Source organism: Thiomonas sp. (assembly GCF_034007205.1).
In the GTDB taxonomy this organism is placed as follows: domain Bacteria; phylum Pseudomonadota; class Gammaproteobacteria; order Burkholderiales; family Burkholderiaceae_C; genus Thiomonas.
In genome coordinates, this window is the sequence record NZ_JAVERI010000002.1 from 114337 (window position 1) to 139613 (window position 25277).

General features: G+C 66.0%; 26 protein-coding genes, 1 tRNA gene and 1 pseudogene. 16 read left to right on the top strand and 12 right to left on the bottom strand.

The window, feature by feature from the left end; translation table 11 throughout:
* Positions 1 to 70: 70 nt before the first annotated feature.
* Positions 71 to 262, bottom strand: a complete 192-nt coding sequence (locus RBR52_RS02175; RefSeq protein WP_320375529.1) for a ribbon-helix-helix protein, CopG family — start codon at positions 260 to 262, stop codon at positions 71 to 73.
* A gap of 65 nt (positions 263 to 327) precedes the next feature.
* Here RBR52_RS02175 and hyfB point away from each other — a divergent pair, with 65 nt between their 5' ends.
* The 6 genes from hyfB (at position 328) to RBR52_RS02205 (ending at position 7772) form a co-directional block, all read left to right on the top strand.
* Positions 328 to 2331 (top strand): hydrogenase 4 subunit B, encoded by a 2004-nt coding sequence (gene hyfB / locus RBR52_RS02180; protein ID WP_320375530.1) that lies wholly within the window; start codon positions 328 to 330, stop codon positions 2329 to 2331.
* Between the two features lie 73 nt (positions 2332 to 2404).
* Complete coding sequence (locus tag RBR52_RS02185) at positions 2405 to 3355, top strand: respiratory chain complex I subunit 1 family protein (protein WP_320375531.1); 951 nt, start codon at positions 2405 to 2407, stop codon at positions 3353 to 3355.
* 10 nt (positions 3356 to 3365) lie between these two features.
* Positions 3366 to 4100, top strand: a complete 735-nt coding sequence (locus tag RBR52_RS02190) for a formate hydrogenlyase (RefSeq protein WP_320375532.1) — start codon at positions 3366 to 3368, stop codon at positions 4098 to 4100.
* On the top strand, positions 4101 to 5555 hold the full coding sequence (locus tag RBR52_RS02195; RefSeq protein ID WP_320375533.1) for a hydrogenase 4 subunit F: 1455 nt from the start codon (positions 4101 to 4103) through the stop codon (positions 5553 to 5555).
* Positions 5556 to 5558: 3 nt separating this feature from the next.
* Positions 5559 to 7085, top strand: a complete 1527-nt coding sequence (locus tag RBR52_RS02200) for a Ni,Fe-hydrogenase III large subunit (RefSeq protein WP_320375534.1) — start codon at positions 5559 to 5561, stop codon at positions 7083 to 7085.
* Between the two features lie 168 nt (positions 7086 to 7253).
* Positions 7254 to 7772, top strand: coding sequence for an NADH-quinone oxidoreductase subunit NuoB (locus RBR52_RS02205; protein ID WP_320375535.1), 519 nt, complete (start codon positions 7254 to 7256; stop codon positions 7770 to 7772).
* Here RBR52_RS02205 and RBR52_RS02210 read toward each other — a convergent pair.
* On the bottom strand, positions 7744 to 7944 hold the full coding sequence (locus RBR52_RS02210) for a GDCCVxC domain-containing (seleno)protein (RefSeq protein WP_320375536.1): 201 nt from the start codon (positions 7942 to 7944) through the stop codon (positions 7744 to 7746). The two genes, RBR52_RS02205 and RBR52_RS02210, sit on opposite strands and share 29 nt — an antisense overlap.
* A complete protein-coding gene (locus tag RBR52_RS02215; RefSeq protein WP_320375537.1) occupies positions 7941 to 8924 on the bottom strand; it encodes a ChaN family lipoprotein in 984 nt (327 codons plus the stop codon). Before RBR52_RS02215 ends, RBR52_RS02210 begins: the two co-directional genes overlap by 4 nt.
* A gap of 57 nt (positions 8925 to 8981) precedes the next feature.
* On the opposite strand from RBR52_RS02215, the gene thpR reads away from it, so the two are divergent.
* Positions 8982 to 9548 carry an RNA 2',3'-cyclic phosphodiesterase gene (gene thpR / locus RBR52_RS02220; RefSeq protein WP_320375538.1) on the top strand — a complete coding sequence of 189 codons (567 nt, stop codon included), beginning with the start codon at positions 8982 to 8984 and terminating at the stop codon, positions 9546 to 9548.
* On the opposite strand, the gene RBR52_RS02225 is transcribed toward thpR, so the two are convergent.
* Together RBR52_RS02225 and hemB are read right to left on the bottom strand one after the other, a co-directional pair.
* Positions 9542 to 10219, bottom strand: a complete 678-nt coding sequence (locus RBR52_RS02225) for a cytochrome b/b6 domain-containing protein (protein ID WP_320375539.1) — start codon at positions 10217 to 10219, stop codon at positions 9542 to 9544. The two genes, thpR and RBR52_RS02225, sit on opposite strands and share 7 nt — an antisense overlap.
* A 17-nt stretch (positions 10220 to 10236) precedes the next feature.
* Positions 10237 to 11250: a porphobilinogen synthase gene (hemB, locus tag RBR52_RS02230; RefSeq protein WP_320375540.1), complete on the bottom strand. Its 1014-nt coding sequence runs from the start codon at positions 11248 to 11250 to the stop codon at positions 10237 to 10239.
* Positions 11251 to 11504: 254 nt separating this feature from the next.
* Between hemB and RBR52_RS02235 the strand changes: the two genes are divergently transcribed.
* From RBR52_RS02235 to RBR52_RS02255, 5 genes are all read left to right on the top strand, one after another.
* Positions 11505 to 11942, top strand: coding sequence for a CopD family protein (locus RBR52_RS02235; protein WP_320375541.1), 438 nt, complete (start codon positions 11505 to 11507; stop codon positions 11940 to 11942).
* Between the two features lie 47 nt (positions 11943 to 11989).
* Positions 11990 to 13132, top strand: a complete 1143-nt coding sequence (locus tag RBR52_RS02240; RefSeq protein WP_320375542.1) for a VanZ family protein — start codon at positions 11990 to 11992, stop codon at positions 13130 to 13132.
* A gap of 4 nt (positions 13133 to 13136) precedes the next feature.
* Positions 13137 to 13484, top strand: a complete 348-nt coding sequence (locus RBR52_RS02245) for a (2Fe-2S) ferredoxin domain-containing protein (protein ID WP_320375543.1) — start codon at positions 13137 to 13139, stop codon at positions 13482 to 13484.
* Between the two features lie 15 nt (positions 13485 to 13499).
* The gene (locus RBR52_RS02250; RefSeq protein ID WP_320375544.1) at positions 13500 to 14177 is read left to right on the top strand and encodes an alpha/beta hydrolase; all 678 of its coding nucleotides are present in this window, start codon (positions 13500 to 13502) and stop codon (positions 14175 to 14177) included.
* A 151-nt stretch (positions 14178 to 14328) separates the two neighbouring features.
* Entirely contained in the window at positions 14329 to 15570 is a 1242-nt protein-coding gene (locus RBR52_RS02255; protein ID WP_320375545.1) for a D-alanyl-D-alanine carboxypeptidase family protein, read from the top strand.
* A gap of 28 nt (positions 15571 to 15598) precedes the next feature.
* Here RBR52_RS02255 and miaB read toward each other — a convergent pair whose 3' ends face one another.
* The 5 genes from miaB to RBR52_RS02280 all read right to left on the bottom strand — a co-directional run bounded on the left by miaB (position 15599) and on the right by RBR52_RS02280 (position 20461).
* Entirely contained in the window at positions 15599 to 16954 is a 1356-nt protein-coding gene (gene miaB / locus RBR52_RS02260; protein ID WP_320375546.1) for a tRNA (N6-isopentenyl adenosine(37)-C2)-methylthiotransferase MiaB, read from the bottom strand.
* Positions 16955 to 16968: 14 nt separating this feature from the next.
* Positions 16969 to 17373 (bottom strand): hypothetical protein, encoded by a 405-nt coding sequence (locus RBR52_RS02265; protein ID WP_320375547.1) that lies wholly within the window; start codon positions 17371 to 17373, stop codon positions 16969 to 16971.
* Between the two features lie 300 nt (positions 17374 to 17673).
* Positions 17674 to 17750 (bottom strand) — tRNA-Met (locus tag RBR52_RS02270).
* Between the two features lie 30 nt (positions 17751 to 17780).
* Entirely contained in the window at positions 17781 to 18566 is a 786-nt protein-coding gene (locus RBR52_RS02275) for an enoyl-CoA hydratase (RefSeq protein WP_320375548.1), read from the bottom strand.
* 38 nt (positions 18567 to 18604) lie between these two features.
* Complete coding sequence (locus RBR52_RS02280) at positions 18605 to 20461, bottom strand: M61 family peptidase (protein ID WP_320375549.1); 1857 nt, start codon at positions 20459 to 20461, stop codon at positions 18605 to 18607.
* A 150-nt stretch (positions 20462 to 20611) separates the two neighbouring features.
* On the opposite strand from RBR52_RS02280, the gene RBR52_RS02285 reads away from it, so the two are divergent.
* From RBR52_RS02285 to RBR52_RS02300, 4 genes are all read left to right on the top strand, one after another.
* Positions 20612 to 21403 carry an EAL domain-containing protein gene (locus tag RBR52_RS02285; protein ID WP_320375550.1) on the top strand — a complete coding sequence of 264 codons (792 nt, stop codon included), beginning with the start codon at positions 20612 to 20614 and terminating at the stop codon, positions 21401 to 21403.
* Between the two features lie 402 nt (positions 21404 to 21805).
* Positions 21806 to 22630 carry a hypothetical protein gene (locus RBR52_RS02290; protein ID WP_320375551.1) on the top strand — a complete coding sequence of 275 codons (825 nt, stop codon included), beginning with the start codon at positions 21806 to 21808 and terminating at the stop codon, positions 22628 to 22630.
* Between the two features lie 24 nt (positions 22631 to 22654).
* Positions 22655 to 23200: an adenine phosphoribosyltransferase gene (locus RBR52_RS02295; RefSeq protein ID WP_320375552.1), complete on the top strand. Its 546-nt coding sequence runs from the start codon at positions 22655 to 22657 to the stop codon at positions 23198 to 23200.
* A 14-nt stretch (positions 23201 to 23214) separates the two neighbouring features.
* Positions 23215 to 23688: an LEA type 2 family protein gene (locus RBR52_RS02300; RefSeq protein ID WP_320375553.1), complete on the top strand. Its 474-nt coding sequence runs from the start codon at positions 23215 to 23217 to the stop codon at positions 23686 to 23688.
* A gap of 27 nt (positions 23689 to 23715) precedes the next feature.
* On the opposite strand, the pseudogene RBR52_RS02305 reads toward RBR52_RS02300, so the two are convergent.
* Together RBR52_RS02305 and corA are read right to left on the bottom strand one after the other, a co-directional pair.
* Positions 23716 to 24134: pseudogene (locus tag RBR52_RS02305) on the bottom strand (transposase); the annotation flags it as partial.
* An 89-nt stretch (positions 24135 to 24223) separates the two neighbouring features.
* Positions 24224 to 25189, bottom strand: coding sequence for a magnesium/cobalt transporter CorA (gene corA, locus RBR52_RS02310; protein WP_320375554.1), 966 nt, complete (start codon positions 25187 to 25189; stop codon positions 24224 to 24226).
* Positions 25190 to 25277: the final 88 nt, after the last annotated feature.

Here is a 25277-nt window from a genome sequence, read left to right on the forward strand (position 1 = left end):
AGCGGGGGAGGAATTCTTCAAGTCCGACAGGCTGCTGGCCCTCCCTTCGTCCTACTGCGGGATCAGGAGGTCAGCGCCTCAGCGCGTCTTCGGGGGTTTCGCCGGGTTGCCAGGGGCGGCCGAGCCGGGCTTCGATGTATTCGCGGATCAGGCGCCGCACCACTTGCGACGGGGTCTGGTCTTCCTTCGCACACAGATGCTCGAATACCGCTTTTTTCTGCGGGTCGATCAGAACGGTCAATCGGCTGGTGCGCTGTTCCATGGCGGGGTGAGTTGTATTAGCATGTGATGCACATCTTATGTGAATCTCAATTTCACGCAACCCCAATGAACGCATCTGATCTGCTTCCCATCGGCTTGGGTGTGATCGCGGCTTGGGTGGGCATGGGGCTGGCGGGTTTCGTCGCGCCGCGTTCCACGCGCTGGGTGGCGCGGGTGATCTTTCCCCTGGGCGCGCTGGGCAGCCTGGTGATGGCCGGTGTGGGGTTGCTGGCGCTGTTCGCTGCGCCGCAATCGCTGGTCCTGCCCATCGGTCTGCCGGGCCTGCCCATGCATCTGCGGCTGGACGCCCTGTCGGGGTTTTTCCTGTTTCTGCTGGGGTCATCCACGGTGGGGATTTCCACCTTTGCTGCCGGTTACTTCCGCGAGGGTGAAGGCACGGCCCCGGGGCTGCTGGGTATGCAGTACCACGTGTTCCTGGCGGCGATGAGCATGGTGATGCTCGCTGCAGACGCCTACAGCTTCATGCTGGCCTGGGAGGTCATGGCCATGGCCTCATATTTCCTGGTGGTCTCCCAGCACCGCATGGCGGAAATCCGCAGAGCCGGTTATGTGTATCTGCTGTTGGCGCATCTGGGGGCCATCGCGCTGCTGTTGTGCTTTGGGGTGATGATGCAGGACGGAATCGCCGGTCTGACGTTCGAGGCCATGCGCCACGCGCCGCTGAACCCGGCCTGGGCCAGCGTGGCCTTCGGTCTGGCGGTCATCGGCTTTGGCGCCAAGGCCGGGTTGGTGCCCTTGCACATCTGGCTGCCCGAGGCGCACCCGGCCGCGCCTTCGCCGGTCTCGGCACTGATGAGCGGGGTGATGCTCAAGACGGCACTCTACGGTCTGCTGCGGGTGAGCTTCGACCTGCTGCACGCGCCGCTGTGGTGGTGGGGAGTGCCGCTGTTGGCGCTGGGGCTGTTCGGGGCTCTGTTCGGCGTGTTGTTCGCCGCGGTACAGACCGACATGAAGCGGCTGCTGGCTTATTCATCCATCGAGAACATCGGCATCGCCTTCGCCGCCTTGGGCCTGGCGCTGGTGTTCCACGGTGTCGGGCTGGCGGTGTTTGCGGCGCTGGCGCTCGCAGCCATGCTGTACCACCTGCTCAACCATGCCTTTTTCAAGAGTCTGCTGTTCCTGGCCACCGGCGCCGTGCTGCACGCCACCAGGCAGCGCAGCCTGGGCAAGCTCGGCGGCCTGCTGCGCCCCATGCCCTGGGTGGGCTGGACGGCGCTGATCGGCACGCTGGCCATCGCCGGGCTGCCGCCGCTCAACGGTTTTGTCGCCGAATGGCTGTTGTTGCAATCATTCTTGTTCACGCCGCAGATCCCCGAGCCGTTTTTCAATCTGCTCATCCCTCTGGGTGCGGCGTTGCTGGCGCTGACGGCGGCGCTGGCGGCGTATGTCATGGTCAAGTTCTATGGGATCATTTTTCTGGGGCGTGCGCGTGAACCGCAACTGGAACAGGCGCACGATGTCGGCTGGCTGGAGCGCATCGGTCTGTTGTGGCTGGCCGCAGGCTGTGTGTTGCTGGGCCTGATTCCGACCTGGGTGCTGCAGGCCATCGACCGGGTCAACCAGCTGGTGCTGGGCAAGCCGCTGGCGCAAACGGGCAACTGGTTCTGGCTGGTGCCGTTGTCGCCGCAGCGGGCGTCCTACAGCCCCGTGATGATTCTGCTCGTCGCGGTGCTGGCCGTCAGCCTGACGGGGTTGATGACGCACCGCGTCTACGCGGGGCGCTTGCGCCGCGCCGCGCCCTGGGACTGCGGCGCACCCGGCCTGAGCGGACGCATGCAGGACAGCGCCGAAGGCTTCGGGCAGCCGATCCGCCGGGTGTTCAGTCCATTCTTCCTGGAGCGGGTCGAAGTGCCGCGACCGGACGACGCGGCGCCGCGCTACCGGGTCTCGGTGGAAGACAGGTTCTGGTCGCAGTTCTACACGCCGCTGGCGCAGGCGGTGCTGTGGCTGGCGCGGCAGGTGGGGAAGATTCAGCAGGGGCGGATTTCGGTCTATCTGCTCTACAGCTTCCTCACCCTGCTGGTGTTGCTGATGGTGGTGGTGCGATGAGCGCTCCGCACGGCCGCTCCGAAGGAGCGCTCAACTCCCTTGGGGAGTCGAGCGCAGCGAGGAGGGTAGTCCAGTGAGCGTTTCCGCCTTGCTGACGCAATTGCTGGCGGTCGCCGTGTCGGTGCTGCTGGCCCCGCTCTTGTCCGGGTGGGTGATGCAGTGCCGTGCCTGGCTGTCCAACCGCAGCGCTGCGCCCATCTGGCAGCCGTATGCGCGCATCGCCAAGCTGCTGCGCAAGGACGCGGTGCTGGCGCATGACGCCACGCCGCTGTTTCGCGTCGTGCCGTATCTGCTGTTTGGCATCATGGTGGTGGCTGCGGCCATCATTCCCTCGCTCTCGACCGATCTGCCGTTTGCGCAGGCAGCCGATGTCATTGCGCTGGTGGGCCTGTTTGCGCTGGCGCGGGTGTTCATCGCCCTTGCCGGCATGGACATCGGCACCGCCTTTGGCAGCATGGGCGCGCGGCGCGACATGATGGTGGGCTTCCTCGCCGAGCCCGCGCTGCTGATGGTGGTGTTCACCTCCTCGCTGATCTCGGGCAGCACCCTGCTGCCGACGATCGCCGGGTTCCTGCAGTCGCAGCATCTGGCGCTGCACGCCAGTCTGGCCTTTGCCGCCGTGGCGTTCGTGATGGTGCTGCTGGCCGAGAACGCGCGCATTCCGGTGGACAACCCGACCACCCATCTGGAACTGACCATGATCCACGAGGCCATGGTGCTGGAGTATTCCGCGCGCCATCTGGCGCTGGTGGAGTGGGCCAGCAGCCTCAAGCTGTTCAACTACGCCTGCATCGGCTTTGCGCTGTTCCTGCCCTGGGGCATGGCGAGCCATGCCGACGGCGTGCTGTGGCTGCTGGTCGCGCTGCCGTCGCTGCTGCTCAAACTGGCGGCAGCTGGTTTCGGCATTGCGCTGATCGAAACCCTGAGCGCCAAGCTGCGTATTTTTCGCGACCCCGAATTTTTGGGTACCGCTTTTCTGCTCGCCGTGCTCGGCTTGCTGGTGCGGCTGATGCTCTCGCACTGAGGACGACGCCATGTCCGCACTTGCCCTGTTCGCTTCCGCGCCTGCCGCAGCCGTTTCGTCTGCGCCGGGCCTGCATGCGCTGCCCGCCCTGCCGCTGAGCACGCAGCTCATCCACCTGATCGCCGCCTTGCTGCTGCTGCTGTCTTTTGCCATGCTGGCGCAGCGCCGGGTGGTCAATCTGGTCAACCTGTTCGCTGCGCAGGGCGCCTTGCTGGTGGCCAGCACGGTCGCTGTGGCGTATTCGACGGGCGATGCCGAGCTTTATCAGTCTGCCGCGCTGACCCTGCTGCTCAAGGTCATCGTGCTGCCGCTGGTGCTGCACAGGCTCATCCGCCGCCTGCATGCCGAATGGGATACCGAAACCCTGGTGAACATTCCCACCCTGCAGATCATCGGCATCGTGCTGGTGATCTTTTCCTTCGTCCTGGCGCAGCCCATCTCCCGGTTCGCCGGCGAGGCCACGCGCGGCACCCTGGGCATCGCGCTGGCGCTGGTGTTGCTGGCTTTCCTGATGATGATCGTGCGGCGCAAGGCCGTCGCCCAGGTGGTGGGCTTTCTGGCGATGGAAAACGGCCTGCTGTTCGCCGCCACCAGCGCCACGCAGGGCATGCCGATGGTGGTGGAAATGGGCATCGGCCTGGACGTGCTGGTCGGGGTGTTCATCCTGGGAATTTTCTTTTTCCAGATCAGGGAACAGTTCGACAGTCTGGACCTGCAGCATATGGAAACCCTCAAAGAGGACTGAATGGAGCTGTTGATCGTCCTTGCCATTCCTCTGCTGGGCGCCGCGGTGCTGGCTTTCGTCGGCCAGCGCGGTTTCGCGCCACAGGTCAATCTGGCCTTCAGCGCCGCGACGTTCGCCGCCGCCAGCGTGCTGACGGCGCGGGTCATCGCCCAAGGGCCGATGCGGGTGTTTGCCGAGCAGTTTTTCATCGATCCGTTCAATGTGTTCTTCGTGGCGCTGACCGCCTTCGTCGGCATGACCACGGCGGCCTTCTCCCAGCCGTATATGCGCATCGAGCAGGACCGCGGACGCTTGACTGCGGCGCGGCTGCGGCTCTATCACAGCATGTATCAGGCCTTCATGTTCACCATGCTGCTGGCGCTGACCACGAACAATATGGGCATCCTCTGGGTGGCGATGGAGGCGGCCACGCTGACCACCGTGCTGCTGGTCTCGCTCTACCGCACCAAGGCCAGCCTGGAAGCGGCGTGGAAATACTTCATCCTGTGCGGCGTGGGCATCGCGCTGGCGCTGTTTGGCACCGTGCTGCTGTATTTCGCTGCGGAGCGGGTGCTGGGCCACGCCGGCATGAATGCGCTGCTGTGGACCCGGCTCGATGCGGTCAAAGGCCGGCTCGAGCCGGGCATCATCGGCATCGCCTTCGTCTTTCTGCTCGTGGGCTATGGCACCAAGGTCGGCCTGGCGCCGCTGCATAGCTGGCTGCCCGACGCGCATGCAGAAGGCCCGACGCCGGTTTCTGCGGTGCTGTCGGGCCTGCTGCTCAACGTGGCGCTGTACGCGGTGATGCGCAGCAAGGTGCTGGTCGAGGGCAGTCTGCATGCGTTCTGGCCGGCACAGATGCTCATGGCCTTCGGGCTGGTCTCGGTGCTCGTCGGCGCGTTTTTGCTGTGGCGGCAAAAGGATGTGAAGCGCATGTTCGCCTACTCGTCCATCGAACACATGGGCATCATCACCTTCGCCTTTGGCATGGGCGGGCCGGTGGCCAATTTCGCCGCCCTGCTGCACATGACCGGCCATGCCCTGACCAAGAGCGCCATTTTCTACACCACGGGCCACGCCTCGCAAAAAGCGCACAGTCAGCGCATCGAGGACATCCAGGGGCTGCGCGAACAGTCGCCCGCACTCGGCTGGGGGTTGATGATCGGCGTACTGGCCATTGCGGGCATGCCGCCGTTCAGTGTGTTCGCCAGTGAATTTCTCATCCTCACCACGGCGATGCAGCAACAGCCCTGGGCCACGCCCATCCTGTTGCTGGGGCTGGGCGTGGCGTTTGGCGCGTTGTTCCTGCGCGGGCAGGGCATGGTGTTTGGCCGCAGCAGCCTGCGCGAACTCTCGCATGCGCCCAATATGGCGCCGGTGTTCGTGCATCTGGCGCTGGTGCTGCTGCTCGGGCTGTGGATACCGCAGTTTCTGGTGTCCTGGTGGCACACGGCGGCCGCGATGATCGGGGGTTGATCCGTGCAAGCCCGCTGCGCCATTCTCCCCCTCGAACACCACCGGGTCGACGCGCTGGGCTGGTCTGCCCAGGCTCAGGCTGCGCTGGAGCGCGGCGCGCGTTTGTTGACCCTGTGGGGCAAGGACGCCAGCGCCACGCAGCCCGGCGCCACCTCGCTGTACGCCTGCTGGCTGCAAGCGCACGGCCTGACCCTGGTGCAGCTCGACCTCGCCCCGGACGTGATGCACTATCCCGGCCTGCACACCGGGTTCCCGGTGGCCGAACGCCTGCAGCGCGCGCTGCGCGATCTGCTGGGCGTGCAGGCGCTGGGCATGGACGCGCGCCCCTGGCTGCGCCACACCGCCTGGCCCGCCCAAGTCCATCCGCTGCGGCGCGGTGCGCAGCTGCCGCAGCCCCCTTGCGGGCAGGCGCAGGCGGAACACTATGCCTTCGTCCCGGTCGACGGCGACGGCGTGCACGAAGTGCCGGTCGGCCCGGTGCATGCCGGGGTGATCGAGCCGGGGCAGTTCCGTTTTTCCATCGTCGGCGAAAAGATCCTGCGGCTGGAGGAACGCCTTGGCTTTACCCACAAGGGGGTGGAAAAACGTTTCGAGGGCATGACCCTGCAGGACGGCGTGCGCCTGGCCGCGCGCTTGAGCGGCGACAGCGCCGTGGCCAATGCCTGGGCTTATTGCATGGCCTGCGAGACGCTGGCGGGGGTGCAGCCGCCGCCGCGGGCGCTGGCGCTGCGCGCCCTGCTGCTCGAACGCGAGCGCCTGGCCAATCATCTGGGCGACATCGGCGCCATCGCCAACGATGGCGGCTTCGGCTTTGCCCTGGCGCAGTTCGGCCGTCTCAAGGAAGACATGCTGCGGCTCAACCTGCGCGTGTTCGGCGCACGTTATCCCATGGACGCGGTGCAACCTGGCGGCGTCGGGCTCGATCTGGACGCCGACGCCGTGGCCATGCTGCACAACCAGGGGGTCTTGCTCGGCGTCGAAGTGCTGCGGCTCAAGGACATTCTGGATCAGCACGAGGGCCTGCAAGACCGCTTCAGGACCACGGGCCGGGTCGAGCCGGACCTCGCTGCGCGCCTGGGCATGATCGGCCTGGCCGGGCGCGCCAGCGGGCAGGCGCTCGACTTGCGCACCCTGCCGCAGTTCGCACCCTACGCCGCGTTGGGCGTCGAACCCGCACAGGCGCAGGAGGGCGACGTGGGGGCGCGCGTGGCGGTGCGCTTTGCCGAGGTGTTCACCGCGCTGCGGCTGTGCGGCGATGTTCTGTCCAGCCTGCCGGAAGGCGGTGTGCGGGCCGACTGGCCGCAGTCCGTGTCTGCGGGCTTGGCGCTGGGGCTGGTGGAGGGCTGGCGCGGGCCGCAGTGCATTGCGCTGGAGACCGACGCCCAAGGCCGCATCGCCCGCTGCCATCCGCACGATCCGTCGTGGCAGAACTGGCCGGCCATCGAATGGGCGGTCATCGGCGACATCGTGCCCGACTTTCCGCTGATCAACAAATCCTTCAATCTGTCCTATTCCGGACACGATCTTTGAGAGGGTGTGAACAAATCCGCCATGCCCGCTCTTCGCGCCCAAACACCCCCATTCGGCGTTGCAAATGCGCGCCGTGCCTACGGGCACGGCTGTGCTTTGCGCCTTGATTGGAACCCTTTGGACACGCCGCTTGACCACGCCGGATTCATTCACACCCTCTGAACCGCCATGTGGAAGACCCTGCGACAGATCGCCCGCGTGGGCCGCATCAGCGAAACCCCGGCCGCCGTTCCATCCGAGGCTTTCGCCGAGGCCGCGGTGCAGCGCATCCAGGCCGATCTGCTGCGCCTGATCGGGCGCGCGCTGTCCATCCGCGTGGTCGATGCCGGCTCGTGCAACGGCTGCGAACTGGAGATCAACGCCCTTTCCAATCCCTATTACAACATCGAGGGACTGGGCATCCAGTTCGTCGCCAGTCCGCGCCATGCCGATCTGCTGCTGGTCACCGGCCCGGTATCGCGCCATATGGAACTGGCGCTGCGGCGCACCTATGACGCCATGCCCGAGCCCAGGCTGGTGGTCGCCGCCGGAGATTGCGCCAGCGGCTGCGGCGTGCACAGCAGCGGCTACGCCGTGTGTGGCCGGGTGGCCGAGGTGCTGCCGGTGGACGTGACCGTGCCGGGCTGCCCGCCCAGCCCGACAGCCCTGTTGCAAGGCATCATGCAGGCGGTGCAGCGCCGGGCTTGATCCCGCGCAGGCGCTGCACCGGCGGGCAGGGCACGCTGCCATACGAGCAGAACACGCAGCAATCGCCCGGCAAGGGACGCAGTTCGGCGCCGCAGGCCGGGCGGGTCGGCACCGAGGTCAGTTGAACGGGCGAGGTCGGGTCGCCGCCGCCACAGCAGAAAGGATGGGTCATGGCCTTGCTGGTCCTTTCATCCTCAGGCGCAGTTGCGCGCAATGGTCGATCGGCGGTGTGCCGGGGGTGAACCACACGGCGTCATACCCCGCAGCGAGTTCGGCTTGCGTGTCGGGCGCCAGACCCTGCAGCAGCAGGCTGAATACCTTGAGGGGGCGCGGCACGCCGGGTGGAGTTTGCTCCACATGCGCCGCCAGATGCAGCGCCACGCCCAGGTTGCGGTCGGCATGAAAGCTGCCAGTGAGCAGCACCACGGTCTTGCCGGGGCGCATCAGTGCCAGACCGTGCGCGGCCATGCTGTCGTCGCGCGCGAGCTGGACGCGCACCATGGCCGGGAGTTGCGAAGCGGGCAGCAGGCCGCAGTGGCTTTCGGCCACGTCATCGAGAATGCGCTGGCGCACTGCGGGCGACACGCTCGCGTCCCAGAGCGACTGCCGCATGGCCGCGCGCATGTCGGCCCGCGGCAGGTTGACGCCCGCCACCGGCACGCCCGCGCGCACCGCGGCCATCACCGGCGCGGCGTACATCGCCCACGGCCAGCCGGCTTCGTTCCAGTGCAGCCGCTCGCGCACCACGGCCTCGGGCGCAGCGCGCGGGCCGTCGTAACGCCGTCCGGCGTCGGCCATTTCCAGAGCGACTGCAGCCAACTTGCCGCGCTGCGCCAGCGCGGTGATGATCCAGGCCTGCACCGCATGATGATCGGGATGGTCGTGCTGCTCGCCCAGCAGGCACAGCGCCACTTGCGCACAATTGCTGAGCAGTTGCTGCGGGGTGATGAACTGTTGACCACCTTGCAGGATGCGCCCGACCAGCGGCGAATGCGCCCGCACCGGCTGGGTGTAGCGCGGCAGAGGCGGCAGCGTGGCCGCCTGCGCCGCCAGACTGCCGAGCCAGAGCGGCCCGCCTGCGGTCAGGCCGAGCGCGAGGCTCAGGCGCCTGCGGGTCAGGTCAGATTGGAACGGGAAAGAGAAGGAGATCATGGCGTGGCCTTGGATAGCATGGTTGCGACGAACACAGACTGCAAAGCCGCATCGATCATGTCTGCCTCTCCTTTGCCCTTGTCTCAGCCGCACGACACGCTTGCGCTGCGGTTGTTTTTCGCGCTGTGGCCGGATCGGGCGCAGCGCCAGCACATCGCCGCGCATCAGGCGCAATGGCAATGGGCGCTGCCCGCGCGACCCACGCCTGCGGCCAAACTGCATCTCACCGTGCTGTTCATGGAAGGCGTGCCCGCAGACCGCGTGACGACCTTGCTGGAAGCGGGCGAACGGGTGGCGCGCCACGGGACCGATTTTGCGCTGACGCTCGACCGGGCAGCGATCTGGCGCCACGGCGGCATCGCCCATCTCGCGCCGTCGCAGCCTCCTGCCGCCTTGCTCTCGTTGCGCGCGGTGCTGGCGCAGCAGGTTGGCCAGCTCGGTCTGCCGTTCGATGCGCGCGCCTTCGCTCCGCATGTGACCCTGGCGCGACGGGCGCAGAACTCGCAGCCGCCCAACACCTTCGCCCCGCTGCGCTGGACGGTGCGCGGCTTTGCGCTGGTGCACTCGGTGCTGGGCACGGGACGCTATGACGTCATCGGGCGCTGGCCGCTGTTGGATCAATAGCCGCCCACGCTGCCCAGAGTGGAAATCCACCACGCCAGCGCTCCGCCTGCGGCGACGATGAGCAAGGCCAGCCCGCGCAAGCCCCAGGTATCGCGCGCGGGCGTCACGCCGGCCACGGTGTCGATGTCGCCGGTCAGCATGGGGCGCACCAGATTCTGGCGCTTGACCACCGCGTAATAGGCGATGGCGGCGATGTGCAGGCCGACGAGGGCGTAGATCAGCGGCTGGCCGATGGTGGTGTGATAGAAGGTGAAAATGGCGCTGGTACGGTTGCTCACATAGATGGCCAGCGGGCCTTGGTTGAAAATCTCGTCGTTGGCAAACAGGCCGCTGACCACCTGCAGCGTCACCACGGCGAGCAGTGCGATCACCGACAGGCTGCCCAGCGGGTTGTGGCCCACGCGCAGGTGTTCGGGTCGCGGGTCGTCGCCGCGCACGTAGCGCAGAACCGCGCGCGGGCCGCGCACGAAGTTCCGGAAACGCGCGTGCTGACTGCCGATCACGCCCCAGACCAGCCGGAACACCAGCAGCGCAATCAGCGTGTAACCGCTCCAGAAGTGGTACTGCATGGCGTTGCCGCCGCTCAGTCCGGTGACGATGGAAACAGTGACGCAGGCCGCCAGCGCCCAGTGGAACAGGCGCAGAGGCAAATCCCAGACGCGGACTTTCATGGGGAGGCTCCGGTCGTTCAGTCTTGCCGCAACTTGCGCGCCGCCTCGACGGCGAAATAGGTGAGGATGCCGTCGGCCCCGGCGCGCTTGAACGCCAGCAGGCTTTCCATCATCACCGCGTCGTGGTCTAGCCAGCCGTTCTGCGCCGCCGCCTTGAGCATGGCGTATTCGCCGCTGACCTGATAGGCGAAGGTCGGCATGCGGAATTCGTCTTTCACCCGGCGCACGATGTCCAGATAAGGCATGCCGGGCTTGACCATCACCATGTCGGCACCCTCGGCGATGTCCAGCGCCACTTCGCGCAGCGCTTCGTCGGAGTTGCCCGGGTCCATCTGATACGCCTTCTTGTCGGCCTTGCCCAGGTTGGCTGCCGAGCCCACGGCGTCACGGAACGGGCCGTAGAACGCGCTGGCGTACTTCGCGCTGTAGGCCATGATGCGGGTGTGAATATGGCTGTCGGCCTCCAGCGCCTGACGAATGGCGCCGATGCGGCCGTCCATCATGTCGCTGGGCGCGACGATGTCCACACCAGCGGCGGCGTGGGTGAGCGCCTGCTTGACCAGCATGGCCACCGTGGGCTCGTTGAGGATGTAGCCGGTGTCGTCGAGCAGACCGTCCTGTCCGTGCGAGGTGTAGGGGTCGAGCGCCACATCGGTGAGCACGCCGAGCTGGGGAAATTCCCGCTTGAGCGCCTGCACCGCGCGGGGCACGAGGCCGTCGGGGTTGGTGGCTTCGACGCCATCGGGGGTCTTGAGCTTGGGGTCGATCACCGGAAACAGCGCCAGCACCGGAATGCCCAGTTTCACGCATTCTTCCGCCACCGGCAGCAGCAAATCCACGCTCAGGCGCTCCACCCCAGGCATCGACGCCACGCTCTGGCGCTGGTTTTGGCCGTCGAGGATGAACACCGGATAGATCAGATCGTCGGCGCTCAGAGTGTGTTCGCGCACCAGGCGGCGGCTGAAGTCGTCGCGGCGCAGACGCCGCATGCGGATGGCGGGAAAGCCCGGCAGGTTCACAAAGTTTTTCATCTTTGGTTTGTCATGGAGTGGAACTTGATGCGATGAATGCTATCTTTTCCAGGCAGAGGGTGCGCCGCCTGGTGTGCTTTCTCCCGCTTCTCCTCCCTGAGCGGGGCCTTGTTTCAAGGCTTGAATCCCCGGCCAGCACTGCCGGGGATTTTTTTGCCCGCCGTTTTGGTTTGGCTTGTTGGTTTGCCCTTCTGCAACAAGGTTCCCGGGCGGCTCTTTTACACTGCACATCAGTCTGAAAAAGGGAGTTCGAAATGGCATTTCAGTGGGTGCTGACCTGGCACATCATTTTCGTGATCGCGTGGTACGCCGGGCTGTTCTACCTGCCGCGCATTTTCGTCAACCTGGCCATGGTGCCCGCGGACAGCACAGCCGAGCGCGAGCGCCTGCTGATGATGGGCCGCAAACTCTACCGCTTCACCCACATCCTGATGTGGCCGGCCATCATTCTCGGCCTGGTGTTGTGGCTGTATTACGGCATCGGCCTGCACAGCCCGGGCAATGGCTGGATGCACACCAAGGTCACGCTGGTCGTGCTGCTGGTGATCTATATGTTCTGGTGCAAGCGCATCCTGCGGCAGTTCGAGCAGGGAACCAACACCCGCAGCCACAAGTGGTATCGCTGGTTCAACGAAATCCCCACCATCATCCTGTTCATCATCATTCCGCTGGTGGTCATCAAGCCGTTTTGACGGTTCAGGAATCTGCCGGGCGCGCCTGGGTCGGGCGCTGACGCCTCATGTCCTCGCATAGCCCAGCGCATGGCGCGCGCCCGGTTTCCCGCTTTGCGCGCTATGCGCTGGCAGGTTATGCGCTGCTGATCGTCTATGCCAGCCTCTATCCGTTTTCAGGATGGCGCTGGCAGGGGCTGACGCCCTTTGATTTCGCGCTTGCGCCGCTGCCGCGCTACATCACCGCGAGCGATCTGCTCATCAACGTCGGTGGCTATCTGCCGCTGGGCTATCTCGTCGCGCGCAATCTGCCGGCGCGCTGGCCGCGCTGGGCGTCGTGGCTTGCCGCCAGCGTGCTGGCCAGCGGCCTGTCCTTCGGCATGGAGGCGTTGCAGGCCCTGCTGCCCATGCGCGTGTCGTCCAACCTCGACTGGCTGACCAATTCGCTCGGCGGTGCTCTGGGCGCGGCGATCTGCGTGTGGTTATTGCCGCGCCTGCGGCTCGCGGCGCTGCTGCGACTGTGGCGGGAGCGCTGGTTCGCTCCACACGTGGGCTATGGCCTGCTGCTGCTGGCACTGTGGCCGCTGGCGCTGCTCTGGCCTGCCGCCGTGCTGTTCGGCACCGGGCAGATCGGGCCGACCCTGCTGCAGCCCGCGTTCGATACCGATACCTGGCGCATTCTGTCGGCGTGGTTCGTCAACAGCGGTCTGCGGCTGCCGGATTTCGCCCCGATGAGCGGGCTGCGCCAGACCGGCATCACCGCGGCCATGCTCGCTGGTTCGATTCTGCTGCTGGCGGCGCTGCTGCGTCCGGGCGCCCCGCGGCTGCGGCTGGCGCTGGCGCTGACCTTCACCGGCCTGCTGGCCGTCAGTCTGTCGGCCGCGTTGAGTTTCGGTCCCGGGCATGCGTTGGCCTGGGCGACGGTGCCCACCCTGCGCAGCGTGGCGCTGGGGCTGATGATCGGCCTGCCGCTGTCGTATCTGCCGCCGCGCTGGGCGGCGGCGGGCGGCGTGATCTGCCTGGGGCTGGCGCTGCTGTGGATCAACGCCGCCGGGCCGGGGCCGTACTACGCTCTGAACCTGCAGGCTTGGAGCCAGGGCCTATTCATCCGGCTGTATGGTTTGCCGCAGTGGTTGAGCTGGCTATGGCCGTTCGCCGCACTTCTCTATCTGGCCGCGCGTGCGCTGCGGCGTGCGCGCCACGACAATTGATTCCATGAGCTATTACCGACACCATATTTTTTTCTGTCTGAACCAGCGCGATGCCGGCGCCACGCGCCCGTGCTGCGCCGCCAGCGGGGCGGAGGCCGCGTTCGAGCACTGCAAATCGGCGGTCAAGGCACTGGGGCTGGCGGGCGCGGGCCAGGTGCGCGTCAACCGCGCGGGCTGTCTCGATCGCTGCGAGGAGGGGCCGGTCTGCGTGGTCTATCCCGAGGGCGTCTGGTACACCTATGTCGATCAGAGCGACATCGACGAGATCGTGCAAAGCCATCTGCTGCGCGGCGAAGTGGTCGAGCGCCTGCGACTGCCCGATGCACCTGAATCCCCCGAAACGGCTTCCTGATCCGTCTCGCTGCAAATGAACGCGCAAACCCGCAGGCTGCTGGTCGATGGCCCGGTGGGGCCGATCGAAGTGGCGATCGATGCGCCCGCAGGCCCGCCGCGCGGCCTGGCGCTGGTGGCTCACCCCCATCCCCTGTTCGGCGGCACGCTCGACAACAAGGTGGCGCAGACCCTGGCCCGAGCCTGGCTGCAGCTCGGTTTCGTCGCGGTGCGGCCCAATTTTCGCGGTGTGGGCGGCACCGCCGGATCGTTCGACCACGGCGTGGGTGAGACTGACGATCTGCTGGCGGTGCTCGACCACTTCACCCTTCAAATCGCGCCGCAAGCTGGTTTGGAAGTCCACGACTTGCCCCTGGCGCTGGCCGGATTTTCCTTCGGCGCCGCCGTCGCCGCCTGTGGCGCGCAAGCCCTGCAGCAACGGGGCGTGGCGCTGCAGCACCTCACTCTGGTCGGAACCGCCGTCACCCGCTTCGACGTGCCGCCCATCAAACCGGCGAACGCGGCCCCGCTCGCGCAGCGCCTGCTCGTGCTGCACGGCGAACAGGACGACGTGGTGCCGCTGCCCGCCGTGCTCGACTGGGCGCGGCCGCAGCAGTTGCCCGTGGTCGTGTTTCCGGGCGCGGGGCATTTTTTCCACGGCCTGCTGCTGCCGCTGCGCGACTGGGTCTGCCACTGGCACGGCGCGGTGAGTTGAATCCAGAAAACATCGAACCTTCGCGCCGCACGACGCTCTGACCCTGAGCCGCGCCGCCAGCCCGCGCGGCAAAACTTCGTCGCCCCTGTTTGGCTCGCAGGCTGTTAGGGTGTCGGTTTTTCCGTTTTGTTTTGAGTCCCAGGATTCGCCTATGTCCGTTCAATCTTTTGTCGCCGCCTGCGGTGCGGCCTGTCTGCTCGCGCTGTCGCCTTGGGCGCAGGCCGCCCCGGCTCCCGCCTCATCCCCCGCCGCAACGGCATCGGCTGCAAGCCCTGCCGCCGCTGCGCTCACGCCGATGCAGGCCCTGCTCGCCACCGTGCCGCCGCCCAAGCTCGATGCCCGCTCCTGGCTGGTGCTCGACCTGACCAGCGGGCAGATCCTGGCCGAGCACGATGCCCACGCCCAGGAGGCGCCCGCCTCGCTCACCAAGCTGATGACCGCCTACCTCACCTTCAAGGCGCTCAAAGAGGGCACGATCAAGCTCGATCAGATGGTGACCGAGTCGAAAGAAGCCTGGCAGACCGGCGGCTCGCGCATGTTCATCGATCCGCGCGTGCCGGTGTCGGTCAACGATCTGCTGCTGGGCCTGATCGTGCAATCGGGCAACGACGCCGCCATGACCCTGGCGCAGACCGTGGCCGGCTCGGTGAGCGCCTTCGTCGCCATGATGAACCGCCAGGCGCAGCAATGGGGGCTCAAGGGCACGCACTTCATGGATCCCACCGGCCTGCCCGACCCTGGCCACTACACCACGGCCTACGACCTGTCGATCATCGCCACGCACATCATCCGCGACTTTCCGCAGGATTACGCGCGCTATTTCAAGGTCAAGGAGTTCACCTACAACCACATCACCCAGCCCAACCGCGTGAGCCTGCTGTTCACCGATCCGTCGGTGGATGGCATGAAGACGGGCTATACGTCCGAGGCCGGTTACTGCATGATCACTTCGGCGCTGCGGGACTTTCCCAATGGCCCGCGCCGCATCCTCACCGTCGTCATGGGCACGCCCAGCGAACGTGCCCGCGGCGAGGAGAGCCAGGTGCTGCTCAACTGGGCCTATCAGAACTTCGACGACATCGTGCTCGCTCAACCGGGCAAGCCGGTGCTGACCGCGCCGGTATGGAAAGGCGCCGTGGACAAGGCGGAACTGGGTTCGACCGCGCCCGTGGTCATTTCGGTGCCGCGCGGCATGGGCAAGGATCTGCAGACCAAGGTGGTTCGCCCCGACCCGCTGGTGGCGCCGCTGCAGGCCGGGCAGCGCATCGGCCAGCTCGATGTCAGCCTGAGCGGCAAGCCGCTGGCGGTCTATCCGCTGGAAGTGATGAAGGCCGTGCCCGAAGCCGGTCTGTTTGGCCGCGCCTGGGACAGCCTGCGGCTGCTCATCAAGTAGGTGCGCCGATGCCGTCAGGCCGGGCGGGTCAAACCATCGCGGCCTGATCGGTTTCGACCCTGCAAACCTCGCCGCGCAGCGAGTGCGCGTAGGCGGCGGTGATGCGCACCGGCACGATCCGGCCGATCAGCCGTGCGCCGCCCTTGGTGTCGCCCTGGAGGTGCACGATGCGGTTGTTCTCGGTGCGGCCTTGCAGCTCGGTCGGGTCTTTCCTGCCCGGCCCTTCGATCAGCACGGCTTGCACCGTACCGACCATCGCCAGATTCACCGCCTGCGCGTTGGCCTCGATGCGCGCCTGCAGCGTCTGCAGCCGTTGCAGCTTGACCTCGGGCGGGGTGTAGTCGGGCAGATTGGCTGCCGGGGTGCCGGGTCGCGGGCTGAAAATGAAGCTGAAGCTGGCGTCGAACCGCACCTCGTCGATGAGCTTCATCAGCAGCGCGAAGTCGGCCTCGGTCTCGCCCGGAAAGCCGACGATGAAGTCCGAGCCGATGCAGATGTCGGGGCGCACCGCGCGCAGCCGCCGCACGGTGCTCTTGAACTCCAGCACGGTATAGCCGCGCTTCATCGCCGCCAGAATGCGGTCGCTGCCATGCTGCACCGGCAGATGCACATGGTTGACCAGCTTGGGAATGCGGCCGTAGGCGTCGATCAGCCGCTGGGTGAATTCCTTGGGATGGCTGGTGGTGTAGCGAATGCGCTCGATGCCGTCGATCTCGGCCACGCATTCGAGCAAAAAGGCGAAATCCTCGCCTTCGCCCGCGCCCAGCCAGGCGTTGACGTTCTGCCCCAGCAGGGTGACTTCGCGCACGCCCAGCGAAGCCAGCTCGGCCACCTCGGTGAGCACGTCGACCAGCGGGCGCGAGACTTCCTCGCCGCGGGTATAGGGCACCACGCAATAGCTGCAATACTTGCTGCAGCCTTCCATGATGGAGACGAAGGCGCTCGGCCCCTCCACCCGCGCGGGCGGCAGGTTGTCGAACTTCTCGATTTCCGGAAAGCTGATGTCCACCTGCGCGCGCCCCTGCGACCGGCGCTGCGCAATGAGCTGCGGCAGGCGGTGCAGGGTCTGCGGGCCGAACACCAGATCGACATACGGCGCGCGCTGGAGAATGGCTTCGCCCTCCTGGCTGGCCACGCAGCCACCCACGCCGATGAGCAGACCCGGCTTGTCCGCCTTGAGCTCGCGCAGCCGCCCCAGATCGCTGAACACCTTTTCCTGCGCCTTTTCGCGGATGGAACAGGTGTTGAGCAAAATGAGATCGGCTTCCTGCGGGGTAGCGGCCGTTTCATAGCCCTCGGCGGCGCCCAGCACGTCGGCCATCTTGGCCGAGTCGTACTCGTTCATCTGGCAGCCGAATGTCTTGATAAAGACCTTTTTCGTCACGTTGCAAGCCTCGGTCAATTGCTGAAGAACAGCCCGCACTGTCCTGGCGCCTTGGGCAGTTGGAGCGGGCTGTCGCCGCCTTGGGGCGGCCCGGCGGCGGCTTCGGTCACCAGCCACACGCGAAACACATTGCCCATCGCATCGGTCTGAAACACGACCGGCGCCTTCAGGCCGTCGAGCTGGTTGCGGGGGATGATGCGGTTTTGCGGGCCGATCACCCGCACGCCTGGGCCGAGGGTGTAATCGGTGCAGTTGATGCTGACTTTCGGAAACGCGCCAAACGTTGCTTGACCCTGCAGGCTGCCCATCGGATAGTTCTTCATCTGCGCCTGCGCCGAGCCGCCCAGACACAGCGCGGCCCAAAGCGTCACAAGCACCGTGCCCAGCGCCCTTCGGCGTTGCAATCGTTGATGTTTCATGGCCGACTCCTTGGACAAACAAAACGGTTTGCTTGGCGCGCAAAGCAAAAAAGCCCAGGCAAAGTGTGCATGGGCCAGGAGCCAGTCGGACTTGGGGCGTCGATAGCGAAAAACGGCCCCGGCGAGGACAGTTTTTGCCGATTTCGCCGGGCAATAGTCGAACTATTGCCCAAGAAGGCGGTGAAAAATGGACCGGTGGAGCCGTTTTGCAGCCGACGATCCTCAAGTCCGACAGGCTCCTAAGGTCAGCGCCCACGAAATTCGGCGCAAGGTTACGAATGGATTTGCGAGATGAAAAACTGGTGGCGCTTCAGGGACTCGAACCCCGGACCTGCGGATTATGATTCCGTCGCTCTAACCGACTGAGCTAAAGCGCCATTTCGAAACAAGCGGCGCAGTATAGCGCATCAGCGGTGGGTGAAAAGCGGTTTGCGCTTCTCCAGAAAAGCGGCCATGCCTTCCTTCTGGTCGGCGGTGGCGAACAGCGATTGAAACAGGCGGCGTTCGAACCGCAGCCCTTCGGCCAGCGGCGTCTCGAAAGCGCGGTTGACGCTCTCCTTGGCCATGAGCACCGCAGGCCGCGAAAAACCGGCAATGGTTTCGGCCATCGCCACCGTCTCGTCGAGCGCGCCGGCCAACGGCACGATGCGCGCGATCAGGCCGCTGCGCTCGGCCTCCTGCGCGTCCATCATCCTGCCGGTGAGCACCAGATCCATGGCCTTGGCCTTGCCCACGGCGCGCGTGAGGCGCTGCGTGCCGCCTGCGCCGGGCATGATGCCGATCTTGATTTCGGGCTGGCCGAACTGGGCGTTGTCGGCGGCGACGATGAGGTCGCACATCATCGCCAGCTCGCAGCCTCCGCCGAGAGCGTAGCCGCGCACCAGGGCGATCACCGGCTTGCGCACCTGCATCACCGTTTCCCAGTTGCGGCTGATGAAGTCTTCGGTATAGCTCGCGGGAAAGGTCTTTTGCGCCATCGCGGCGATGTCGGCCCCGGCGGCAAAGGCCTTGTCGCTGCCGGTGACGATGATGCAGCCGATGGCCGGGTCGGCATCGAAAGCCTGAAGCGCCGCGCCCAGCGCGTCCATCAGCGCGTCGTTCAGGGCGTTGAGCTGCTTGGGGCGGTTGAGGGTGATGAGACCGACAGGGCCTCGGGTTGCGGTGAGGACGGCGGCGTCGTCAGTGGTCTCCATGGGCATCTCCTGAAAGTGTGGGGCAAAGCCATTGTGCGTCAGAGCGTACAACCCAGCCAGGCGCTCAGGCGCTGGCGCTGCGCGGGTTTGGGTTTGTCGGCCAACCGCAATTGCACGCGGCTGGCGGGCAGCGCGAACCAAGGCGTTTCGCTGCGCTGCTCCAGGTCTTGCCGCAGCCAGGCGAGGCGCCAGACCTCGCCCGCGCGCGCCAGCGCGTGGCGGCGCTCGATCACGGTCTTGCGCGCGCGCTCGCCCTGCAGCGTCAGCAGCACATCGCCCGCGGCCAGGCCCGCGCGCTCGGCCCAGCCGCCGTTGCGCACGCGCTGCACGGCCAGCCAGCCGCCGGGCTGCTCCTGCACGGCCAGCCCCAGCGCGTCGAGCGCGGCGTCGGGCGGCGTCGTCCATTGCACGCCGAAATCGGCGAGCGGGGTTTGCAGCGGCGGCAGCTCGGTGCCGTGAACATGGCGGCGGAAAAAGTCGCGCCAGTCCAGGCCGCTCATCTCCTTGAGCAGCGCGGGCAGCGCGTCTTCGGCCACGCCTTGCGCCCGCAGCGGCGCGTCATCGCGGCCGTAGCGTGTCCACAGCAGGCGCATCACGTCGTCCAGCGTGGCGGCGCTTTCGCGCCGCAGTCGCAGGTCGATCGCCAGCGCCACCAGCGCGCCGAGCTGGTAATAGCTCACCGTGGCATTGGCGGTGTTTTCATCCGGGCGGTAATACTTGGTCCAGGCATCGAAGCTGGCCTCGGCCACGCTCTGCACCAAGCGTCCCGGCGTGCGCAGCACCGCGCCGAGGGTGCGGGCCAGGCCGTCGAGGTATTGCTGCGGGGTGATCAGACCGGCGCGCAGCACCAGCAGATCGTCGTAATACGCGGTGAAGCCCTCGAACAGCCACAGCAGGGTGGTGGGGTTTTCGCCTTGCAGGTCGTAGGGCGTGAAGGCGCTGGGCTTGATGCGCTTGACGTTCCAGGCGTGAAAGTACTCGTGGCTGCACAGGCCGAGAAAGTCGCGGTAGTCACTGTCGGTTTGCTGCAGGCGCGGGTGCGGCAGGCTGCGGCGGGTGCACATCAGCGCAGTGCAGTCGGCATGTTCCAGCCCGCCGTAGCCCTCGGCGGTCGGCGCCACCATGAACAGGTATTGCGCAAAAGGCGCGTGCTTGCGTCGCGGCTCGAACAGCGCGATCTGCGCGCTGCAGATGCGCTTGAGGTCGCGCGCCAGCCGCTTCGTGTCCACTTCGTCGTGCGGTCTGCCCGCCTGGGCGATGACCATGACATGCTGCACCCCGCCCGCGTTGAACTCCAGCCGCAGCAAATCGCCCATTTCCACCGGGTGGTCGATCAGCTCGTCGTAGTTCGCCGCGCGACGCAGGCCAAAGCCGCTGGCGTCGCATTGCACGGCGGGCAGGGTGGTCGCCAGCGTCCAGTGCGGCGCGAAGTCGGGGCGAACCAGGGTGACGGCATGCGGCAAGGCCTCGCGCCCGCTTGCGGCGAGCAGCAGGCTGCTGGCGTTGAAAAAGCCGCGCTGGGCATCGAGGTAGGCGGTGCGCACCGACAGATCGAAGGCATAGACCCGGTAGCGCAGCCGCAGCGGCCCTTTGCTGGGGGCGGCGCGCCAGCGGTTCTTGGCGATCTTGCGCAGCGCGACGGGTTGGCCCTTGCATTCGGCCTGCACCTGCAGCACATGGCGAGCGAACTCGCGCACCAGATAGCTGCCGGGTATCCACACCGGGAGCCAGAATTCCTGCCCCGCTGGTTCCGGCTCGGGCAAATCGAGTTCGACCAGAAACTGGTGCGCGTGCGCATCGTCCACCGAGACGCGGTAGCTTGGGCCGGAGGGCGTCTTGTCGGCTTGGGTGCGCACCTGAGCGGTGCGTGATCGAGACGTGAGGGATGAGGTCATGTGTCTTGCGCAGTTTTCCGGGCCAGGCGCTCTGTCGCAGGTGCTCACAGGATTCGTCAATTCAGATTCAAACGATTCAAAACCCATGCTAACCTGCCGGAAATATTCAGGCTTGATTCCATCAACAACGATTGCAGCGGCGCCTATATCGTGGAACGCGACGTTTTTTCCGAGATTGCGGCCCATGCCGGGGCGGGGGCGCCGGCGCTGGTCTATCAACCACAGGTGCGTTTTCCGGCGGGCCAGGTCATCGGGCTGGAGGTGCTGTTTCGCTGGCGCGCGCAAGACGCCCCCAGGCGGCATTCCCCGCTGATGTTCCTGCCGCAACTCACTCCGGCGCAGACCAGCGAGCTGTTTTTCTGGGTGATGGAAGAGGCCATCTCCGAGGCGCGGGTGCTGTCCAACTGGACGGGCTGGAACGGCTATATCTCGGTCAATATCGAGGCCGATCAGATCGGCGACCCGGCGCTGATCGAGCACATCGAGACCACCCTGCAGCGCTACGCCTGGGCGCCCGAGCGCCTGATGGTCGAAGTGACCGAGCGCCGCGCCATTCCCGCCTTTCCCAGCGTGGCGCGCAATGTGCAGTCGCTGCGCCAGGCGGGCGTGCGTGTGGCGATGGACGATTTCGGCGAGGGCTACGCCTCTTTCGAATACCTCAAGATTCTCGATCCCAGCGACATCAAGATCCCCGCCAGCTTCACCGCGGATGTCGCCAAGGACGTGCGCAACGCCGAAATCGTGCGCGCCCTGGTCGAGTTCTCGCGGCGGCTGTCGATCAACGTCGTCGCCGAGGGCGTGGAAACGCGCGAATGCGCCCAGGCCCTGCACGCCATGGGTCTGCAAAGCATGCAGGGCTACCTGTTCGGCGAACCGCGCGAACTGGAGGAATGGGCGCAACTGCTCAAGCAGCCTGGGGCCAATGTGCTGCAATCTGGCTGAAGCATGGCCACGCAAGCCTGAAGCGCCCGAAGGAAACGCGAAGCGCGTTTCTCACCTCCCCCACGCTGTGGGGGGGCGTCCTTGGGGCGGCTGGCGGCGAGGGGGATTGCCTTGGCGCGCGTACCCTCACCCCAACCCTCTCCCAAAGGGAGAGGGAGCCGATCACACCTCCCCCACTTGTGGGGGAGGTTGGGAGGGGCATCGCTTGCACAGCGCAGCGCCGTCTTCTCCTCCCCCACTTGCTGGGGGAGGTTGGGAGGGGGAGAGAGGCGTTTGATTCATCACGCCTCTCCCCACCCCAACCCGTCCAATGGCTGGCTTGCAGCCCAACCCCGTTGTCGCTGGGCAATTGTTCAACTTTGCCGCAGATAATGGGGCCGTCCTCACTCCATATGGCCCGCCATGACCTCGACCGATCTCGTCGTTCCAGACCCCGCGTTTCGCCGCGTTCCTGCGGCATACGGCCTGCGCTGGTGGGCTGACGGCTGGCGCAGTTTCATGCAGGCGCCGCTGCCGTGGCTGGGCCTGGCCGTGGCGCTGCTTGTGCTGCTGTGGCTGCTGGGCGAGTTGCCGATGGGGGGGCTGCTGTCGCAATGGCTGAGTCTGCCGCTGCTGGCCTTCGGCGTGATTTTTGCGGCGCTGCTTCGCACGCGGATGACGCGGGCGCGGGAGATCACCCCCGCTGGCGTTCCGCTGGAGCCAGAAAACGAAGGTGCGCTGTCGTCGGCCACGCAGCGCTGGACTCGCCGCATCGGCCCGCTGCTGCTGGCCTCCCTGCTGGTGCTGGCTTTGGGAGGAGTGATCGGCGCGGTGATCGTGATGGGGCTGGGCGCGGTGTTCGGCCTGGGGCTGGCCAGTTTCGGCGCGTTCGCCAAGGTGATGACCCCCGGCATGGGCATGGCCGCGGGCATGGGCGCGTTGGCGGGTTCGTTCATGACCCTGATGCTGCTGGTGCTGCTGGCGCTGTATCTGTTCAGCGTGGCGTTCTGGTTCGTCAACACCCTGGTGGCGCTCGGGGGCTTGAGCCCGTGGAACGCGGTGAAACTGTCGGTGCGCGCCGGGTTTGCCAACATCGCGCCCATTACGTTGTTCACCGTGCTGCTGCTGCCGATTTCCATCGTTGCCATGCTGCCTTTCGGCCTCGGCCTGCTGGTGCTGTTTCCCGTGCTGTCGGGCGCCTCCTATGCCTCGTATCACGATGTGTTCGGCGACGGCGCGGCGAGCTGATTTTTTGTTCTCAACGGTTTCACCATGAACGTCATCGACTATCTGCGCCAGCATATCCGCACCGTGCCCGACTGGCCGACGCCCGGCGTGCAGTTCCGCGACATCACCCCGCTGCTGCAGAACCCGCGCGTGTTCCGCGTGCTCATCGACCAGTTCGTGCACCGCTACATGGCCCCCGATCTGCGCCCGGATGTGGTGGCCGGCATCGACGCGCGCGGCTTCATCCTCGGCGCCGTCATTGCCTACGAACTGAACATCGGTTTCGTCCCCATCCGCAAGAAGGGCAAGCTGCCCTACGACACGGTATCTGAGGAATACGAACTCGAATACGGCAGCGCCACCGTGGAGATTCACACCGACGCGGTGCGGCCCGGAGACTGCGTGCTGCTCATCGACGACCTCATCGCCACCGGCGGCACCATGATGGCGGGCAAGCGCCTGCTCGAAAAGCTCGGCGCCAGCGTGGTCGAGGGCGCGGCCATCGTGAATCTGCCCGAGCTCGGCGGGTCGCAGATGCTGCGCGACGCGGGGCTGCCGCTGTTCACCCTGGTGGACTTCGCCGGGCATTGACCGAGCCCTGGCCGATGCGGAGCTGGCAAGCCGTGCTGGGCGCGCTGAGGGTCGCGCTGATGGGCGTGCTGCTTTTCGTCGGGGCGACTGCCTGGTCGCAGCCAAGCAGCCAGGCGCCGGAGGTGTCGATCGGCAGCGTGGACGGCATCGCGCTGCAAGGCGCCACCGCCATCCTCGACCTCACCCTCGATCTGCGCAACCCCGGCGCTCTCGCCTTGCCGCTGCAGAAACTGCGGTTCCAGCTTCAGTTCAACGGCCTGGAAGTCGCACAGGGAGTGAGCACCGCACCCGTCACCATCGCCGCGCAGCAGCAGGCGCAGGTGCCCGTGCAGGTCGACGTGAACAGCGCAACGCTGCTCAGCCTCATCGCCACCCTGCCGCCCGACGGCACGGTGCGCTATGTGATTCAGGGCACGGCCGAGATCGGCCAGACCATGCTGCAGATTCCCTTCACCCACAGCGGGGCGGTGCAACTGGCCCTGCGGTAAACCCCTCCCCACTCCAACCCGCCCAATGGCTGGCTTGCACGCGAGCGACACGCTCACGGCCACCTGGCAGTTGTCCTGCTTTGCCCAGCATTCCACGGTATTGGCGCTCCACCCCCACCGAATGCCTGCCCTGCCTGGGAAAGCCCGTGTCGTCGATGATCCAGCAGCCGCCGCCAGCAAAGTCCATCAGGGGCACGACCCATTGGCACACGCGCAGCAGCATCTGCTCGTCCGACCCGTTCGCATCAGCCACAAAGTGATGCAGCGACTGGTGACGCGAGCGCTTTCAGGGGATCGATATGCGCGGCCATGGGCTCCACGCTCTTGCGCTGCAGCGACGACATCAGTCCCGTGCAGTACCCACGCAACCCCGCGTGCCGGTCTGCATGGCCCAGCCCTTCGTTCAGATGCGCCATGTATCGATCAAACTCTTGGAGCTCGTCCATCAAGACTAACCCCTCACTTCAAGAAGTATCGATAATGCCTTGATTTATAAAACAGTAAGACTAGGCTGGGCGGCTGGATGAGTCAGGCCCTAATCCAGCCAGCCCTTTTTGCGGAAAAACCAGAACGGCGCGATGACCGAAATCACCATCAGCGCCAGGGCGAAGGGGTAGCCGAAGCGCCAGTCGAGCTCGGGCATGAGCTTGAAGTTCATGCCGTAGATGCTGGCAATGAGCGTGGGCGGCAGCATCGCCACCGAGGCCACAGAAAAAATCTTGATCACCTTGTTCTGGTTGATGTTGATGAAGCCCACCGTGGCGTCCATCAGGAAGTTGATCTTGTCGAACAGGAAGGCGGTGTGGCCGTCGAGCGAATCGAGGTCGCGCAGGATCTGCCGCGCTTCCACCGATTGATCGGCGCTGAGATGGCGGCTGCGCAGCAGAAAGCTGAGCGCGCGGCGGGTGTCCATCACATTGCGGCGGATGCGGCCATTCAGGTCTTCCTGCTGCGCTATGCCGGTGAGCGCCTGCGAGGCGTCCTGGTCGCTGGGGCGTGGCTTGAGGATGTGCGCGCCGATGGCTTCCAGATCGTCGTAAATGCCTTCGAGCGTGTCGGCGGAATATTCGGCGTCGGTGAGGTAGAGCGCGAGCAGCACGTCGGTGGCGTTTTCGATCAGCCCCGGCATGCGCCGCGCCCGCAGTCGCAGCAGACGGAACACGGTGAGGTCGTGCGTGTGGATGGAAAACAGCACGCTGCCGTGGATGATGAAGGCCACACGCTCGTTGCGCGGGCGCTCCTCGTCGCTGATGAGAAAGTCCGAGCGCAGATGGAGCTGGTTTTCTTCTTCCTCCTCGTAGAAGCGGGCCGATTCTTCCAGATCCTGGTCGAGCACATCGGTGGGGATGCTCAGGCCAAAGCGCGCCTCGACCCAGCCAAGCTCGCGCGGATCGGCCGATTCCAGATCGACCCAGACGGGCTGCAGAGCGGCGAGGGTCTGCGGGTCGTCGATCTCCTGCTGCACCAGGCGGCCGTTCTTGAGGGTGAACACATTGAGCATAGGACGGCATTATGCGCAATGCGGCGTCAAGGTCGGTTTGAAAAAGACGATGATGGCGTCGCGCTGCGCCAGAGCCGGTCCATGCAGG

Bases quoted from the DNA above. Each gene is read 5' to 3' on its own strand.
- RBR52_RS02175 (WP_320375529.1), bottom strand. From the start codon at position 262: ATGGAACAGCGCACCAGCCGATTGACCGTTCTGATCGACCCGCAGAAA.
- hyfB (WP_320375530.1), top strand. From the start codon at position 328: ATGAACGCATCTGATCTGCTTCCCATCGGCTTGGGTGTGATCGCGGCT.
- RBR52_RS02190 (WP_320375532.1), top strand. From the start codon at position 3,366: ATGTCCGCACTTGCCCTGTTCGCTTCCGCGCCTGCCGCAGCCGTTTCG.
- RBR52_RS02195 (WP_320375533.1), top strand. From the start codon at position 4,101: ATGGAGCTGTTGATCGTCCTTGCCATTCCTCTGCTGGGCGCCGCGGTG.
- RBR52_RS02205 (WP_320375535.1), top strand. From the start codon at position 7,254: ATGTGGAAGACCCTGCGACAGATCGCCCGCGTGGGCCGCATCAGCGAA.
- RBR52_RS02210 (WP_320375536.1), bottom strand. From the start codon at position 7,944: ATGACCCATCCTTTCTGCTGTGGCGGCGGCGACCCGACCTCGCCCGTT.
- RBR52_RS02215 (WP_320375537.1), bottom strand. From the start codon at position 8,924: ATGATCTCCTTCTCTTTCCCGTTCCAATCTGACCTGACCCGCAGGCGC.
- thpR (WP_320375538.1), top strand. From the start codon at position 8,982: ATGTCTGCCTCTCCTTTGCCCTTGTCTCAGCCGCACGACACGCTTGCG.
- RBR52_RS02225 (WP_320375539.1), bottom strand. From the start codon at position 10,219: ATGAAAGTCCGCGTCTGGGATTTGCCTCTGCGCCTGTTCCACTGGGCG.
- hemB (WP_320375540.1), bottom strand. From the start codon at position 11,250: ATGAAAAACTTTGTGAACCTGCCGGGCTTTCCCGCCATCCGCATGCGG.
- RBR52_RS02235 (WP_320375541.1), top strand. From the start codon at position 11,505: ATGGCATTTCAGTGGGTGCTGACCTGGCACATCATTTTCGTGATCGCG.
- RBR52_RS02240 (WP_320375542.1), top strand. From the start codon at position 11,990: ATGTCCTCGCATAGCCCAGCGCATGGCGCGCGCCCGGTTTCCCGCTTT.
- RBR52_RS02245 (WP_320375543.1), top strand. From the start codon at position 13,137: ATGAGCTATTACCGACACCATATTTTTTTCTGTCTGAACCAGCGCGAT.
- RBR52_RS02250 (WP_320375544.1), top strand. From the start codon at position 13,500: ATGAACGCGCAAACCCGCAGGCTGCTGGTCGATGGCCCGGTGGGGCCG.
- RBR52_RS02255 (WP_320375545.1), top strand. From the start codon at position 14,329: ATGTCCGTTCAATCTTTTGTCGCCGCCTGCGGTGCGGCCTGTCTGCTC.
- RBR52_RS02265 (WP_320375547.1), bottom strand. From the start codon at position 17,373: ATGAAACATCAACGATTGCAACGCCGAAGGGCGCTGGGCACGGTGCTT.
- RBR52_RS02275 (WP_320375548.1), bottom strand. From the start codon at position 18,566: ATGGAGACCACTGACGACGCCGCCGTCCTCACCGCAACCCGAGGCCCT.
- RBR52_RS02280 (WP_320375549.1), bottom strand. From the start codon at position 20,461: ATGACCTCATCCCTCACGTCTCGATCACGCACCGCTCAGGTGCGCACC.
- RBR52_RS02290 (WP_320375551.1), top strand. From the start codon at position 21,806: ATGACCTCGACCGATCTCGTCGTTCCAGACCCCGCGTTTCGCCGCGTT.
- RBR52_RS02295 (WP_320375552.1), top strand. From the start codon at position 22,655: ATGAACGTCATCGACTATCTGCGCCAGCATATCCGCACCGTGCCCGAC.
- RBR52_RS02300 (WP_320375553.1), top strand. From the start codon at position 23,215: ATGCGGAGCTGGCAAGCCGTGCTGGGCGCGCTGAGGGTCGCGCTGATG.
- corA (WP_320375554.1), bottom strand. From the start codon at position 25,189: ATGCTCAATGTGTTCACCCTCAAGAACGGCCGCCTGGTGCAGCAGGAG.